The 15979-nt window shown below is 74.2% G+C and carries 12 protein-coding genes; 3 read left to right on the plus strand and 9 right to left on the minus strand.

Annotated features, from left to right (window positions below; all coding sequences use genetic code 11):
* Positions 1-3: 3 nt before the first annotated feature.
* The 3 genes from IEY56_RS22185 to IEY56_RS22195 form a co-directional block, all read right to left on the minus strand.
* Positions 4-1869 carry an L-aspartate oxidase gene (locus tag IEY56_RS22185; RefSeq protein WP_189039152.1) on the minus strand — a complete coding sequence of 622 codons (1866 nt, stop codon included), beginning with the start codon at positions 1867-1869 and terminating at the stop codon, positions 4-6.
* Between the two features lie 56 nt (positions 1870-1925).
* Positions 1926-2861 (minus strand): pantoate--beta-alanine ligase, encoded by a 936-nt coding sequence (panC, locus tag IEY56_RS22190; RefSeq protein WP_229712127.1) that lies wholly within the window; start codon positions 2859-2861, stop codon positions 1926-1928.
* A 122-nt stretch (positions 2862-2983) separates the two neighbouring features.
* Positions 2984-3925: a Rossmann-like and DUF2520 domain-containing protein gene (locus IEY56_RS22195; protein ID WP_189039057.1), complete on the minus strand. Its 942-nt coding sequence runs from the start codon at positions 3923-3925 to the stop codon at positions 2984-2986.
* Positions 3926-4182: 257 nt separating this feature from the next.
* Between IEY56_RS22195 and IEY56_RS22200 the strand changes: the two genes are divergently transcribed.
* On the plus strand, positions 4183-5352 hold the full coding sequence (locus IEY56_RS22200; protein ID WP_189039059.1) for a threonine aldolase family protein: 1170 nt from the start codon (positions 4183-4185) through the stop codon (positions 5350-5352).
* Between the two features lie 168 nt (positions 5353-5520).
* Here IEY56_RS22200 and IEY56_RS22205 read toward each other — a convergent pair whose 3' ends face one another.
* Complete coding sequence (locus IEY56_RS22205) at positions 5521-6207, minus strand: response regulator (protein ID WP_189039060.1); 687 nt, start codon at positions 6205-6207, stop codon at positions 5521-5523.
* A gap of 89 nt (positions 6208-6296) precedes the next feature.
* Complete coding sequence (locus IEY56_RS22210; RefSeq protein ID WP_189039061.1) at positions 6297-7541, minus strand: sensor histidine kinase; 1245 nt, start codon at positions 7539-7541, stop codon at positions 6297-6299.
* A gap of 533 nt (positions 7542-8074) precedes the next feature.
* Between IEY56_RS22210 and IEY56_RS22215 the strand changes: the two genes are divergently transcribed.
* A complete protein-coding gene (locus IEY56_RS22215) occupies positions 8075-9370 on the plus strand; it encodes an SAM-dependent methyltransferase (RefSeq protein WP_373292161.1) in 1296 nt (431 codons plus the stop codon).
* A 110-nt stretch (positions 9371-9480) separates the two neighbouring features.
* Here the strand turns inward: IEY56_RS22215 and IEY56_RS22220 are convergent, their stop codons facing one another.
* Both IEY56_RS22220 and IEY56_RS22225 read right to left on the minus strand, forming a co-directional pair.
* Entirely contained in the window at positions 9481-10878 is a 1398-nt protein-coding gene (locus IEY56_RS22220; protein WP_189039062.1) for a PH domain-containing protein, read from the minus strand.
* A 5-nt stretch (positions 10879-10883) separates the two neighbouring features.
* Positions 10884-11501: a PH domain-containing protein gene (locus IEY56_RS22225; RefSeq protein WP_189039063.1), complete on the minus strand. Its 618-nt coding sequence runs from the start codon at positions 11499-11501 to the stop codon at positions 10884-10886.
* 115 nt (positions 11502-11616) lie between these two features.
* Here IEY56_RS22225 and IEY56_RS22230 point away from each other — a divergent pair, with 115 nt between their 5' ends.
* A complete protein-coding gene (locus tag IEY56_RS22230; protein ID WP_189039064.1) occupies positions 11617-12810 on the plus strand; it encodes an NADH-quinone oxidoreductase subunit D in 1194 nt (397 codons plus the stop codon).
* Between the two features lie 145 nt (positions 12811-12955).
* Here IEY56_RS22230 and IEY56_RS22235 read toward each other — a convergent pair whose 3' ends face one another.
* The gene (locus IEY56_RS22235) at positions 12956-14830 is read right to left on the minus strand and encodes a hypothetical protein (protein ID WP_189039065.1); all 1875 of its coding nucleotides are present in this window, start codon (positions 14828-14830) and stop codon (positions 12956-12958) included.
* Positions 14831-14952: 122 nt separating this feature from the next.
* Positions 14953-15963 carry an ABC transporter substrate-binding protein gene (locus IEY56_RS22240; RefSeq protein WP_189039066.1) on the minus strand — a complete coding sequence of 337 codons (1011 nt, stop codon included), beginning with the start codon at positions 15961-15963 and terminating at the stop codon, positions 14953-14955.
* Positions 15964-15979 lie beyond the last annotated feature (16 nt).

Below are 15979 nucleotides of genomic sequence, written 5' to 3' on the forward strand. Positions count from 1 at the left end.
CCATCAAGGGTGTGAGGGTGGCCTGGCCGTGTGGCGGCCGTGCGGCTGTCCGGGTCGGGTCGGCTGGGCGGGGTGGTGTACGGGCTTCACGTGCTGGGCGTCGGGCGGCCGGTCCGCGGGCCGTTCCCGCGACGGCCGGCTCTGCGGAACGGTCGGCGGGAAGGACGTCGTCCGGGTCGTCCGGACGTCGAGACTACGGCCCCCCTCCCGCAGCTCCACGACGAGGTGGCGGGCCCAGGACGCATCGTCCCGTCCGGGATGGTCCTCGCGCCAGTGGCAGCCGCGGGTCTCGTGGCGGCGCAGGGCGGCCGCGACGAGTACGCGCGCGACGAGATGGAGGTTGGCCGTCTCCCAGCTCTCCACGCCTGGGGCGGCCGGCTTTCCGGCCGCTTCGTCGGCGACGGCGTCGAGCTGGGCCGCCGCCTCGGTCAGGCTCACCTCGGAGCGCAGCACTCCGGCACCGGCCGTCATGACGCGCTGGATGACGCGGCGGGCCTCGGGCAGGAGCAGGGGCGTTACGGGCAGGTGACCGGTGGCGCCGGGGCTCTCCGCGGGGAGCGGACGGCCGTCCGCGGCTCCGTCCCGGGCCGATCCGTCGGCGGCCGCAGCGACGGTCTCGGCGATCCGCTCCGCGAAGACGAGCCCCTCCAGGAGGCTGTTGGAGGCGAGGCGGTTCGCCCCGTGCACGCCGGTGCAGGCGACCTCGCCGCAGGCGTACAGCCCGGGGACGGTCGTACGTCCGTGCAGGTCGGTGCGGACGCCGCCGCTGGCGTAGTGGGCCGCGGGCGCCACGGGGACGAGCTGCGTCACCGGGTCGATGCCGTGGCCTCGGCAGGCGTCGAGGATCGTGGGGAAGCGGCTCTCCCACATGGCGGCACCGAAGTGTCGGGCGTCGAGGAACATGTGCTCCGTGCCGGGCTCGGCGCCCTGCTCCGCCGCCCGGCGCATGATCCCCTTCGCGACGACGTCCCGGGGCGCCAGCTCGCCGAGTTCGTGCCGGCCCGTCATGAAGCGCACGCCGCCGGCGTCGACGAGGTGGGCGCCCTCGCCCCGCACTGCCTCCGAGATCAGGGGCTGCTGGCCCTCGGCGTCCGGCCCGAGGTAGAGCACCGTCGGATGGAACTGGACGAACTCCAGGTCGCTGACCTCGGCACCCGCGCGCAGCGCCAGCGCGACGCCGTCCCCGGTGGAGACCGGCGGGTTGGTCGTCGCCGAGAACACCTGGCCCATTCCGCCCGTCGCGAGTACCACTGCCGGGGCGTGCACGGCGCCGACCCCGTCGTGCTGTCCCTCGCCCATGACGTGGAGGGTGACGCCGGCCGCCGCACCGTCCGGGGTGCGGAGCAGGTCGAGCACGAGCGCGTTCTCGACCGTGCGGACGCTCGTACGTCCGTCCCGTACGGCCTCGACCAGTGCGCGGGAGATCTCCGCACCCGTCGCGTCGCCGCCGGCGTGGGCGATGCGGCGCCTGTGGTGTCCGCCCTCACGGGTCAGTTCGATCCGGCCGGTGGTCGCGTCGGTGTCGAACTGCGCGCCGGTGCTGATGAGCCGGCGTACGGCGGCGGGGCCCTCCGTCACGAGGAGGCGCACGGCCTCCTCGTCGCAGAGGCCGGCGCCGGCGACGAGCGTGTCGTCGAGATGCTGGCCGGGGCTGTCGCCCTCGCCGAGTGCCGCGGCGATGCCGCCCTGCGCCCAGCGCGTCGACCCGTCGTCGAGGCGGGCCTTGGTGACGACGACGGTGTCCAGCCCGGCCGCGGCGCAGCGGAGTGCGGCGGTCAGGCCGGCGACGCCGGAGCCGACGACCACGACGTCCGCGTCGATGCGCCAGCCGGGCGCGGGTGCGGGCAGGGCGGCGCGTGCGGAGGGTATGCCGCCCTCCCGTGCCTGCCGGGGGCCCCGGCCGGTCCGGTGGTCCGCGCGGCCAGTCACAGGCGTACCCCCAGGAGCTCCATGGGCAGGGTGACGTTGTCGATGAGCCGGGTGCTGCCGACGCGTGCGGCGACGGCCAGCACGGCCTCGGAGGCGCCGCCCTCGCCGGAGGCCCCGCGTGCGGCGGGCGGTTCCGTGGCCTGGTCCCGCGCCGTCAGCTCCGTGAAGTCGGCGGGGTCGATGAGCGCCAAGTAGTCGACGTTGAGGGGTGGTTCGGCGTGCGCCGCCTCCTCCAGGACCGCGCGGGCGGCTGCCAGCGCCGCGTCGGCTCCGCCGCCCTCCTCTAGGGTGCCGCGGGCGGCGAAGAGGCCCCGGGAGAGGGCGAGCGCGCTCTCCCGTTCGGCGGGTGAGAGGTAGCGGTTGCGGCTGGACAGCGCGAGACCGTCCGGCTCGCGCACCGTGGGGACGCCGACGATCTGCACGGGGAAGTTGAGGTCGCGCACCATCCGGCGGATCAGGGCGAGTTGCTGCGCGTCCTTCTGCCCGTACAGCGAGACGTCCGGCGACGTCAGATGGAGGAGCTTGGCGACGACCGTCAGCATCCCGTCGAAGTGGCCCGGCCTGTACGCCCCTTCGAAGCGCTCGCCCATCGGCCCGGCGGCGACGCGTACCTGCGGACCCGCCCCCCTGGGGTCGGCGGCCGACCCGGGATAGACCTCCTCGACGGACGGGGCGAAGACCACGTCCGCGCCGGCCTCCCCCGCGAGGACGAGGTCGGCGTCGAGCGTCCGGGGGTAGCGGTCGAGGTCCTCCGACGGCCCGAACTGGAGGGGGTTCACGAAGACGGTGACGACCACCTCCCCCCGCGCGCCGACCCGTTCGCGAGCGGTGCGTATCAGGGAGGCGTGGCCGGCGTGCAGCGCGCCCATCGTCATGACGGCGGCCCTGAGGCGGGGCTCGTCGCGGCTCGACCGGGCGGCGGCGTCGCGCAGTTCGGCCGCTGTGCGGACCAGCCGTACGCTCCGGGGGCCCGCCGGGGAGGGCCTGTGCGCGCCCCCGTCCGGCTGCTGCGTCCCGCCTCCCACGGCGGTGCCGGCGTCTCCTGCTGTGCGCTTCACTGGCCTCGGCCTCCTTCGGACAGTACGTCGAGCAGGTCCTCGGCGCGTTCGGGCGCGAGGAGGCCGTGCGCGAGGGCGCGGTCCGCCGTCGCACGGGCCATGGCCAGGTAGCCGGCGACCATGCGGGGTGCGTGGTCGCCCAGTTCGGAGATGTGCGCCGAGACCGTGCCGGCGTCGCCGCGGGCGACGGGGCCGGTGAGCGCGGCGTCGCCGGAGCGCAGGGCGTTGTCGAGCGCGGCGCCGAGCAGCGGCCCGAGCATGCGGTCGGGGGCCTCGACGCCGGACGTGCGCAGCAGCTCCATGGCCTGGTTGACGAGGGTGACGAGGTGGTTGGCGCCGATGGCGAGGGCCGCGTGGTAGAGCGGCCGGGCCTCCTCGGCGATCCACTCGGGTTCGCCGCCCATCTCGATGACGAGCGCCTGCGCGGCGAGCCGCAGCTCCTCCGGAGCCGTGACGCCGAACGAGCAGCCCGCGAGCCGCTGCACGTCGACCGGCGTGCCGGTGAAGGTCATCACGGGGTGCAGCGCGAGCGGCAACCCCCCTGCACGCAGGACGGGTTGGAGGACGGCGGCGCCGTACCGCCCCGAGGTGTGCGCGACGAGCTGCCCCTGGCGTACGGCGCCCGTCTCGGCGAGCCCCGTCACGAGCCCCGGCAGCGCGTCGTCGGGAACGGTGAGCAGGACGAGGTCGGCGCGGGCCAGCACCTCGGCGGGGTCGACGAGCGGCACCCCGGGCAGCAGTTCGGCGGCGCGGCGCCGCGAGCGCTCGGAGACGCCCGACGCGGCCACGGGACGGTGCCCGGCGAGCCGCAGCGCGGCCGCCAGCGCGGGGCCGACGCGGCCGGTGCCGACGACCCCGATGTCGAGGCGGGCGGGACGGTCCTCTGCCCTGGTCCCCCGGTCCGGGCCGGGGGGCGGGGCTGGCTGCTCTGGGTTCACGGGCGGGTAGCCTTCCGTCTTCCGTTCCGGTCCTCGCGGGTACCGGACGTCTCACCGCCATGCTATGCCTTCACGTCGGCGCACAGACGCGCGCGGTTCGCGGCCGTGCACGCCCCCGGTCCGGCAGCGGGCAGTGGGCAGCGGGGGCGTCCGGCGGAGCCCTCGGGCCCGGGGCGCCGGGGGCGACCTAAGCGGGCGCCCTCGGCCGGGCCGAATCCGCTGGTGCCCCGGTCCCCCCAGGCGCGAGGATGCGGCCTATGACGGACACCGATCGGGACAGGCGCGGACGGCAGCTCGACGCATGGGGCGGCGCCACGCGCCTCCTCGCTCCGGCCCCCGGAGGCGAACGCATCGGCGAGCGGCTGGCCCGGCTGGCCGAACAGGGCGCTCAGGCCTACGACTTGGACGGCTGGACCGACCAGTACGGCAACGAGGACGGCATCGTCGGCGAGCTGGAACGGCGGACGGCCGCCGCGCTCGGCACGGAGGCCGCCGCCTTCTTCCCGACCGGGACCATGGCCCAGCAAGTGGCGCTGCGCTGCTGGGCGGGCCGCACGGGGAACGGCGCCGTGGCGCTCCATCCGCTGTCGCATCCGCTGGTCTGGGAGCGGGACGCGCTGCAGATCCTGGCCGGCCTGCGCCCCGTCCGCCCGACGTCGGAACCACGGCTGCCCACCGCGGCCGAAGTACGGGCCCTCGACGAACCGTTCGGCACTCTGATGCTCGAACTGCCCCTGCGCGAAGCGGGGTTCACCCTTCCCACCTGGGACGAGCTGACGGCAGTGGTCGAGGCGGCCCGCGAGCGGGAGGCCGTCGTGCACTTCGACGGTGCCCGGCTGTGGGAGTCCGTCACGCACTTCGGCCGGCCGCTCTCCGCCGTGGCCTCGCTGGCCGACACCGTCTACGTCAGCTTCTACAAGTCGCTGGGCGGCCTGTCCGGGGCGGCTCTCGCCGGTCCCGCGACCGTGATCGAAGAGGCCGCCGCGTGGCGGCACAGGTACGGCGGTCAGCCCTTCCAGCAGTGGCCCGCCGCACTCGCGGCCCTCGCCGGGCTGGACGTCGAACTGCCCCGCCTGCCCGAGTACGTTCGGCACGCGGCGACGGTGGCCGGAGCCCTGTACGAGGCGTTCGCCGGCTCGGACCTCCCGTGGTGGAGGGTGTGGCCGCGGACCCCGCACACGCACCAGTTCCAGGTCTGGCTCCCCTACGAGGCCGACGAGCTGACGGAGGCGGGCGTACGACAGGCGGAGGAGACGGGGACGGTGCTCTTCCGGCGGTGGTCACGGCCGTTCGGCGCGCCGCCCGGAACCGCGATGACCGAGGTGACCGTCGCCCGCCCCGGGCTGTCGTGGAGCGCGGAGGACGTACGCGCGGCGGTCGCGGAGTTCCTCGGCTTCCGGGCGGCCGCGGCCGCCTCCCCGTCCTGACACGGCGGGGACGGGAGCGGCCGGGCGGCGGGGCGCCACGCCTGTGGTGCCGCGGTTACGAGGGTGCGCGGCGTGACGGGGCACGGAGCCCGTCCTCGACGACCACGGCGGCACCGCGGCCGGCGCAGGCCCGGCGGGCCGTCACCCCGGATCACGCGCGTGACGGCGTCACGCGGTGCCGCCTCCGGCCCTGACCAGCCGCGTCTCGTACGCGAGGACCACGGCCTGCACCCGGTCGCGCAGTTCGAGCTTCGCCAGGATGCGGCCCACGTGGGTCTTCACCGTGGCCTCCGACAGCACGAGCTGCGCCGCGATCTCCCCGTTGGAGAGGCCCTGCGCGACGAGCGTGAGCACCTCCGTCTCGCGGTCGGTCAGCCGCTCCAGGCCGCGGGTGAGAGGTCCGGGCGTCGTCGAAGGCAGCACGGTCGAGAAGCGGTCGATGAGGCGGCGGGTGGTGCTCGGCGCGACGACGGCGTCACCGCTGTGCACGGCGCGAATGGCGGCGAGCAGGTCGTCCGGCGGCACGTCCTTCAGCATGAAGCCGCTGGCCCCCGCTTTGAGCGCCGTGAAGGCGTACTCGTCGAGGTCGAAGGTGGTCAGGATGAGCACCTTCGGAGCGCCCGGGCCGCCCTCGCCCTCCGTGCAGATACGGCGGGTCGCCTCGACGCCGTCGACGTTGGGCATCCGTACGTCCATCAGCACGACGTCGACCTTCGTGGAGCGCAGCCGCTCCAGCGCCTCGGCGCCGTCCCCCGCCTCCGCCACGACCTCCATGTCCTCCTGCGCACTGAGGACCATGCGGAAGCCGGTGCGCAGCAGTACCTGATCGTCGACGAGCATCACGCGGATGGTCATGGGTCGTCCCTTCGGGCGGGGGGGCCGAGGTCGGGGGCGGGTCGGGGGCGGGGGGGTCTCGGGCGGGCGGACGCGGGTACCGCCGCAGATCAGGGGACGGCCTTCAGCGGCAGCACCGCGCATATGCGGAAACCGCCCCCGGGACGGGGCCCGGTCTCCAGACTTCCGCCCACCATGCCGACGCGTTCGCGCATGCCGATGAGGCCGTGGCCGAGCCCGTCGGTGCCGCCCTCCTCGTACATCTCGCGCTCCGCGCCCCGTCCGTCGTCCTCGGCGAGCAGCGACAGCTCGTCGGTGCCGTAGCGGAGGCGGACGGTGGCGCCGACGTCCGGCCCGCCGTGCTTGCGGGAGTTCGTCAGGGCCTCTTGCACGACGCGGTAGGCCGTCAGTTCGATGCTGCTCGGCAGCGGGCGCGGCGTCCCCTCGATCGTGAAGCTCACAGCGAGCCCGGCGCCGCGCACCTGCTCGATCAGCTCGGAGAGCTGGTCGACGCCCGGCTGCGGCCCGTACTCCCCGGCGCCCTCGCGGCCGGACGCGCCGTCCGGGCCGCTCTCGCCGGTGCGCAGCACGCCCAGCAGGCGCCGCATCTCCGCCAGCGCCTGGCGGCCCGTGCCCGAGATCGTGGAGAGCGCCTGCTTCGCCTGCTCCGGCGCGGAGTCCAGGACGTACGCGGCGCCGTCGGCCTGCACCACCATCACCGAGACGTTGTGCGCGACGACGTCGTGCAACTCCCGCGCGATGCGGGCGCGTTCGGCCGCCGCCGCGATCTGCGTCTGCGCCTCGCGCTCCTTCTCGAGTCGGGTGGCGCGCTCTTCGAGCTGCGCGTAGTAGGCGCGCCGGGTGCGCAGCGAGTCGCCCAGCACCCAGGCGAGCACGAAGGTGACGGTGAGGAAGATGTCGCCGAGGATCGCCCCGGCGAGGGTCTGGTTCTCGTCGGGCCAGCGGAGCGTCGCGATGGTGGGTGCGGCGACCGCCCCGCCCAGGGCGAAGCGGGAGGCCCAGCGGATGTTGCGGGACGCCACCGTGAAGACGATCACCAGCATGGCGAAGTTCGCGGGCCCCACGTCGACGTGGGTCACGACCTGCGCGACGCCGGTGCCGGTGGCGAGGACCAGCATCTTCTCCGCTGTGCGGCGGCGCAGCGCGACCACCAGGCAGAGCGCGAGGACGATCGGGACCGCCGCGACCTGCTCCTTCGGCCCCTGCGGCAGGCCCTCGGAGTCGGACTCGACGCTCGCGAGGAACCACACCGAGGAGATCATCAGCAGCAGGACAGCCCAGCAGCTGTCCACCCAGGTGGGATGCCGGCGGATGAAGTCGTAGATGCGGTTCACATAACCCAGCGTATGGAGGCCGGGTACGTCCCGGGGTCAGCCCGGCGGCCGATACGGGGGCCGTGCATCTACTCCCCAAGGTGGAGGAGGACGCTCCGGCGCTCTGCCCCAGGCCGTGTCTGACAAAGTGCGCCTTGCTCGCGACGGCTGGCACGCACATCCCCTGCGTAGTCGAATCGACTGAGTAGCCCACTACGAGGACGAACCTCCGCTTCGGGACTGCACACACCGTCCGCCGCGAGCACCGCCCCTGCGGCGGACGACGCCATTCGTCAGACACGCCCTAGCGTGGTCCCGTGAACACGCCCGAGGATCACGCGCCCGAAGATCAGCCTCACCCCCTCCGCCGGACCGGCGGCCCGTCCGGCGGCGAGTGGACGACCTGGCGTGCGGCGGCGGAACGGGCCCTGTACGGGACGAGCGGGGTGGGCGGAACCGGCCCCCGCGACGACGGGGACGGGTCCGCGGCCGGGAACGGAGTCCGCGCGGGGAACGCGGCTGGGAAGGGAGTCGGGGACGGGAACGGCCCCGACTTGCAGCTGCCCGGCTTCTTCGTCCGCGAGCGGCCCGGCGCGCACTTCCGTACGTCCGTCCATGCCTCGCCTCTCTTCGCGCAGGCCGTGGCGCGGCTGCTGCTGTACGTCGACGAAGCGCTCGGCCACCCCGCCGAACTGGCCTTCGTCGACGTCGGGGCGGGGGCGGGCGAGCTGCTCACCGGCGTACTCGCCGCACTCCCCGAGGAGGCCGCCGGACGCGTACGCCCTTACGCCGTCGAACGGGCGCCCCGTCCGGAGGGGCTGGACGAGCGCGTCGTCTGGCTACCCGAACTGCCCGCCGCAGCAGGGCTGTCGGGGTTGCTCTTCGCGAACGAGTGGCTCGACAACGTTCCCGTCGACGTGGTGGAGACCGGGCCCGGCGGAGTGCCCCACACGGTGCTCGTACGGCCGTCCGACGGCGCGGAGCGGCTCGGCGGACCGCCCGAAGGCCCGGACGCCGCATGGCTCGCGCAGTGGTGGCCTCTCGCCCCCGGGGGTCTGCCGGCGACGGCGGACCCCACGCTGTCGTACCCGGAAGCCCGGGAGCCGGAGGTCGGGCTCCGTGCGGAGATCGGGCGGCCCCGCGACGAGGCGTGGGCAGCTGCCGTCCTGACGCTGGAGAGGGGCCTGGCCGTCGCCGTCGACTACGCGCACTTCCGCGAGAACCGCCCTCCCTTCGGCACGCTCACCGGCTATCTCGACGGCCGCGAGACCCGCCCGGTCCCCGACGGGAGCCGCGACCTCACCGCCCACGTCGCGCTCGACGCCTGCGCCGCGGCCGGAGCCCTCGCCGCCCAACGGAGGCGGCGCGCTTCCGGCCCGGCCGACGACCACGCGGTCCGTGGGCGCACAGACGGTGGCCGCGGCCGTCCGGACGACACGGACGTCGAGGCCTCGCACAGCGAGGACGCCGCCGCCGACAGGTACGCAGCAGCCAAGTACGCCGAGGACGGGTACGCACCCGGCGAGTACGCACAAGCCGGGTACACCGGCGAGGGGCGCCTCCCCGGCGGGCGCGCAGACGGTGGCCGCGGCCGTCCGGACGACACGGGCGTGGAACCCTCTGCGCAACCCGTGCTGCTGTCCCAGCGAGACGCCCTGCACGCGCTCGGCGTCCACGGCGCCCGCCCCCCGCTGCGGCTCGCGTCTGCGGAACCGGCCGAGTACGTACGGCAGTTGGCCGCCGCCGGTGAAGCCGCGGAGCTGACCGACCCGGGAGGACTGGGCGCCTTCAGCTGGCTGGTGCAGCCACTGGGCGGTGTCTCGCCGCCGGTCTCGCCGCCCTTTCGCTGAACGAACGGCGCGCACCCGCCGCGGACTCACTTGCTGCGCCGGCCTTGCACGAGGCGCACTCACCCCGCACTGAACGCCTCGCACCCCGGGCCCCTCGCGTCACGCACCCACTACGTCATCCACCGTTCCGGACGCGCCTCGCGCCGCCCCAGCCGCGACCGCTCCGCCTGCGCGTGGACCAGCGCCTCCGCTTCGTCCGCGTCGCGCATGGCGGCCGCGGTCCAGCCGTTCGCTCCATGGTCGACGCAGACGTCCGCGAGACGCATCCGCCGCTGCCACGGGCCCTGTTCCCACCGGACGCTCTGCACCTTCGCATGGGGCACCAGCGTGGTCCGCCTCCTGAGCAGCCCGCTGCGCGTGACGAAGACGGCATCGGTGACCCCGTGCCCGTATCCGCGCCAGAACAGCGGCGTGCACCAGCGCGCACGCCGCGGCACAGGCGTGACCACCTCCTCCACGGCGGCGAGCCCGAGCCCGGGGAGGATCCGGCCGAGCACCGCCGCGACCTCGTCCCGCCGCGCCACGGGTATCAGCACGCCGCCCTTGTCCTTGCCCGCCCCCGCGATCTCCAGGTCGACCCGCAGCCAGCCGCGGCGCCGCCACAGCAGCGGTTCGGTGATCTTGACGGACTGCACCCGCCCCGGCGGTACGGTCGCGTGCTCGCGGTCCAGCAGGCCGTGGTCGAGGCGGAGGCCGTCGGGTGACTCGGCCACAGTCCAGTCGTACTCCTTGAGGAAGCGCCCGCCCGTGCTCGCCCATACGCCGCCCAGCGCGGGGACGAGCACGGCGAGCCCCGCCAGGAAGCTGTCGCTGACCGCGAAGACGACGACGGGCACCGCCGCCATCGCGAGGAGGGCGCCCCAGCCCGTGCCCATCAGCAGCAGGCCCGTCACGAGAGTGCGGGTGTCGACGCGCAGCAGCTCGCGGGAGGGCGCCTCCCCCGCCTCCGGCGCCGCCTCGGGCGCGATCCCCGCGGCGCGCGCGAGGAGTTCGGCACGCAGCTCCACGGCTTCCCGTTCGCTGAGGAAGGCCAGTTCGTCTTTGTCCTCCGTGCCGACCACGTCCAGCTTGAGCTTCGCGACCCCGGCGACACGGGCGAGGAGCGGGCGCCCCACGTCGACGGCCTGGACGCGGTCCAGACGGATGTGCGCGGTGCGGCGGAAGACGAGCCCCGTACGGATGCGCAGCTCGGTGTCGGTGACGAGGTAGCTCGTGAACCACCACGAGAAGAAGCCGTAAGCCGCCGCTGCCGGGAGCAGCACCGCGAACGCGGCGACCAGCCATCCCGTGGTGAGGTGCGAGAACCACTCGCGGGTCCGCTCGAAGTCGTGCACGGAGAACGCGATCAGACCGGCGACCGGCGCCCAGGCCCGCCGCCACGGCGTCGAGGGGTGCAGCCGCCGTCCGGCCTCCCGTGGCTGCAACACCGGGCCGCCGGGCGCCGCATGCGCCCGCGCCTCACCGCCCTCCCGGGCCGGGGGTTCCGCCTCCCGCGTGCCCTCCGGCATGCCGCTCACAGCCCCGCCGACCGCGCGCCGCCCAGCTCCGTCAGACGGTCGCGCAGCCGCTCCGCCTCCTGCGGCACGAGCCCGGGTATGGCGGCGTCCGTCGTCGCGGCCGCCGTGTGGAGCTGGAGGCGGGCCAGGCCGTAGCGGCGTTCCAGCGGCCCGGACGTGACCTCCACGAGCTGCATCCGCCCGTAGGGCACCACCGTCAGCTCGCGCCACAGCACGCCGCGGCTGATCAGCAGGTCGTCCTCGCGCTCCGCGTACCGCCACGAACGCCAGTTGCGCTCGATCGCGCCCCAGCCCCACGCCGCCACCACGAGCGGGAGCAGCGCGAAGGCCGCCCAGCCCGGACCTGCCGTCAGGCCGAGGAGGGCCGCGAGGCCGACTGCCGCCGGCACCATCGTGAACAGCAGGACGAGCCGCCGCACCTTCAGCAGGGCCCGTTCGACGCCCTGCCACTGCTCGGGTGCGCCCTCACTCCGGGAATCGCCCTCGGACGCCCCGCCCGGCGCTCCTCCTGGCGCGCGCCCCGGATCGCCGCCTGCCGCGACCCGCACATCGTCGGACCTCTGCCCCCGGCCGTGCCCCGGTGTCCCGCCCGGACGGCCTGTCCCCGTCGTCATGCGGCCAGCGTAGGCGGCGCCCCGCACGCCGCACAGGCCTGTGGACAACGCCGGGCCGGCGGTGAATTCGCGACCGCCACGAGCCGCCGCGCCAGAGAGTGCGAGACTGAGGCCCATGAGTCAGCGGACGACGACGGGCGACGCCACCGGAACGCCCCGGCCCTCGGGCACGCGGACGACGGTCGGCGTGGGCGGCGCCGCCGAGAGCACCGACATGGTGCTCAACATCGGCCCGCAGCACCCCTCGACGCACGGCGTGCTCCGACTGCGCCTCGTCCTCGACGGCGAGCTGATCAGCGAGGTCGAGCCCGTGGTCGGCTACATGCACCGGGGCGCCGAGAAGCTCTTCGAGGCCCGCGACTACCGGCAGATCATCGTCCTCGCGAACCGCCACGACTGGCTCTCCGCCTTCTCGAACGAGCTGGGCGTCGTCCTGGCGGTCGAACGCATGCTGGGCATGGAGGTCCCCGTCCGCGCCGTGTGGCTGCGGACGCTGCTCGCCGAACTCAACCGCGTGCTCAACCACTTGATGTTCCTCGGCTCCTATCCGCTGGAACTGGGCGGCATCACGCCCGTGTTCCACGCCTTCCGCGAGCGGGAGGAGCTGCAGCACGTCATGGAGGAGCTGTCCGGCGGCCGGATGCACTACATGTTCAACCGCGTCGGCGGCCTCAAGGAGGACCTGCCCGCGGGGTGGCAGGGCAGGGCCCGGCAGGCTGTGGCGGACGTGCGGTCCCGGATGGACGTCTTCGACCGGCTCGTGACGGGGAACGAGATCTTCCGCGGCCGTACGCGCGGAGTCGGCGTACTCGGTCAGGAGACCGTGCAAGCCTACGGAGTGAGCGGCCCGATCGCCCGCGCGTCCGGCGTCGACTTCGATCTCCGGCGTGACGAGCCGTACTTGGCGTACGGGGAGCTCCAGGACGTCCTGAAGGTCGTCACCCGCGACGAGGGCGACTGCCTGGCCCGCTTCGAGGTGCTGCTCGAACAGGCCCACAATTCGCTCGACTTGGCCGACGCCTGCCTGGACCGGCTCGCCAAGCTGCCGCCGGGCCCCGTGAACCAGCGGCTGCCGAAGGTGCTCAAGGCGCCGGAGGGTGCCACGTACGCCTGGACGGAGAACCCGCTCGGCCTCAACGGCTACTACCTCGTCTCCAAGGGCGAGAAGACGCCGTACCGGCTCAAGCTGCGCTCGGCCTCGTTCAACAACATCCAGGCGCTGACCGAGCTGCTCCCGGGCACGCTCGTCGCCGACATGGTGGCGATCCTGGGCTCGTTCTTCTTCGTCGTCGGCGACATCGACAAGTAGCCGTCAAGCAGCGGCGCGGACGGCGGGACGCGTCGGCGCCGCGGCGCGCGACGTCGCAGTACCGCGACGTCGTGGCGCTGCGACGTGGTCGTCCGTGGCGCTGTGACGGGGCCGTATCAGGACGGGACGGGGCCGGACCCGGGGCTCAGCCGGCGTTGCGCACCCTGGCCTGCTTGGAGCCCGACTTCGACGCGGACCCTCCGGACGCCCTGTGCCGGGCCTTGGACTCGCCGGTCCCGGACCTCGTAGCGCCGGCGGCCGTCCCGTTCGCCTTGCCGGCGGAACCGGCCTTCCCGGACTCGGCCGCGTCCTTTGCCCGCCCGGACGGCTTTCCGGCGTCGGGCGCCGCGTCAGGCTCCTCGGCGGACGATGCACCGGGCGCTGCACCGGGCGCTGCACCGGACGCCGCGCTCCCGGACTCCGGGGTTTCCTGCGCCGGTTCGGCGGCCGACGCCGCCGCCGGCTTCCCGGAAGCGTCCTCCGCGGAGTCCGCAGCGGAACGGCCGGTCCCGGAGGTCACGCCGGAGTCACCGGCGCCGCCCGCGGGCTGCGGCTTCTCCTCCTCGTGCCCCTGCTCCTGCTCCCGCTGTTCGCGCTCGGCCCGCGCACCCTCATCCGGCTCGGGGCCGTCGTCCGTCTTCGCGGAGGACGTTTCGACGGTCGTCGCCGCGTCGTCGAGGAACACCGGGGCACCCGCCACCGGCTTCCCGGGCCAGGCCCCCGTAGCCGCCGCGGCCTTGCCGCCAGCGGGCTCCGTCCCGTCCCCGGCCTTGCTCTCGTCCGTCTCCCCGTGGGAGGGACCGGCGGGTGCGGGAACCACTCCCGCCTCCTGCGCCGGCTTCCCCTGCGGGGTGGGTGCGCCTCCGGCTCCGGACGCGCTGCGGCGTGCGGCCCGGCCGGGCTTCTTCCGCCGTTCGTCCGGCTTCGCCGTCGTCTTCGCAGCCCCGACGCCGGTGACGCCCGCGCCGTCAGCACCGTCCACGCCCTCGGCACCGGTGCCGCCCGTGCTGCCGGAACCGCCCGCGTCACCGGAACCGCCCGCGATGTCGACGCCGCCCTCGGGCCGCGCCGCAGCCCGCGCGGGCTCGTCCGGGTTCGCGGGTTCGCCGGGCTGCGTGGGTTCGCCCGGCTTCGCCGGTCCTCCCGCGTCCCGCGTCTGCCTGGGCTCCCGTACGGGGGGCGGCGTGGGCGCGGTCTTCTTCGCGCGCCGCTTCGGCTTGGAGGCGCCGGTGCCGAAGAAGTCGAACGCACCGCCCTCCTGGTCGGTACCGGGCTCGTCCGGCGCCGGCTTCGGCTTCCGGTTGGCCCGCTCCCGCTGCCGCTCCTCCTCGCGCGCCAGCTCGCGCTGCTCCTGCTCGCGGCGCTCCTGCTCCTGCTGCTCCAGCTCCTCCTGCCGGGCCTGCTCCTCGCGTTCGAGCTTCCGGCGGAGGTTGCGGTCCAGGTGCTTCAGCGCCTCGTTGGCCTGCAGGTACGTCAGCGGCGTCGGCGCCCCGGCCGGGCTGCGGTGGTCCGTCGCGGAGGACGTGAGCGCCTTCGCGGGCTCGCCCGACTCGATCTCCAGCCGGCGGCGCACCTCAAGGGCGCTCGCCCGCTCGGTCTCGGCGTGCGCGTACCGCCGGAGCAGATCCGCGTGCTCGCTGCGCAGCTCCGCCAGTTCGGACCGCTTCTCCCGCAGCCGCCCCTGCAGCTTCTCGCGGGCCTCGCGGATCTCCTCGACCTCGGATTCCAGTTCGGCGTACCGCTCCTCGGCGCGCCAGTCGGCGCTGGTCTGCTGCTGCTTGAGCTCGCCGACCCGCCTGCCCGCCGCCCGGTCCCAGGCACGCAGCATCACCGCGCCGGTGACGGCCGCGGCCGCGGCCGCGAGGACGCAGAACCGCAGCAGCACCGTGTCCGTATCGGAGAAGCCCGCCTCGCCGAAGAGCCACGCACCTCCCGCGCAGATCAGCGCGGCGGCAGCGATGCTCGCCGGAGCGAGTGACCGGTGCAGTGGCTGCGATTGGCGATGGCGTCCACGAGGCATGGCCTGGAATGTACCGTGCAAGGCTCCGATCAGGCACCGGCCACGGGGCATTGTTACTACCCCTCCACCCGCGCCTGTCTGCTTCGCCCTCCGCTGTCCTGATCGGAGCCCGCACCCGGGCCCTAGAGCAGGTTCTTCTCCTTGAGGTAGTCCTCCGCGACGTCCTTGGGCTTCTGACGCTCGGCGTCGACCTTGCGGTTGAGGTCCGTCAGGTCCTTCGTCGTGAGCGTCTCGGTCAGCTTGCCCAGGGCGTCCGCGACCTTCTTGCCGCCCGCCTTCTTCGCGTTGACGACAGGCAGCACGTTGTCGGCGTTCTGGAGCCGCTTGTCGTCGTCGAGGAGGACCAGTCCGAAGTCCTCGAGCGTGGCGTCCGTGGTCGTGGTGAGGACGAGCTGGTCGGTGCCGTTCTTGACGGCCTCCTTGGCCTGCGTGGTGCCGACGCCCTTGGGGTCGATGTCCGTGATGTCGATGCCGTACTTCTTCTCGAGACCGGGGCGGCAGAACGGCCGCTCCTCGCACTCGTCGCTCGCGGCGAGCTTGATCTTCTCGCCGGACTTCCCGAGGTCGGAGAGGGTCTTGAGCTTGTGCTTGCCGGCGAAGTCCTTCGTGACGGCGAACGCGTTCTGGTCCACCGCCTCACCCGCCGGAAGCACCTTCAGCCCGCGGGGCTTCGCCAGCTTCTCCAGCGCGGCGACGGTCTCCTCCACGTCGCTGGAGGCGACGGGCTCGGCCTTGGGCCCGTTCTTCTTCGCGTTCAGGAACTCGGCCAGCGTCGCCGCGTACTCGGGTACGACGTCGATGTCGCCCTTCTCCAGGGCCGGTTCGTACAGTTCGCGGTTCTTGAGCTTGCTGATCGACGTCTCGTAGCCCGCCTTGGTCAGCAGCTGCGCGTACAGCTCCGCCATGACCTGCGACTCGGTGAACCCCGCCGAGCCGACGACCAGTTCGCCCTTGGAACCGCCGTCCGCCGAGGCGCCGCCCTCCTTCTCCAGGCTGTTCCCGCCGCAGGCCGTCAGGGCCGCGGCCAGCACGGCGACGCTGCCGCAAGCGGCCACGACGCTGCGCGCACGGCGGGTACGGCGTGCGCCGCGAGGACCGCCGTGCGCCTGCTCGGGCTGTGCTGCCTTGTTCATGAGAGATCCACCATTC

The organism is Streptomyces daqingensis (genome assembly GCF_014645895.1).
Taxonomy (GTDB): Bacteria; Actinomycetota; Actinomycetes; order Streptomycetales; family Streptomycetaceae; genus Streptomyces; species Streptomyces daqingensis.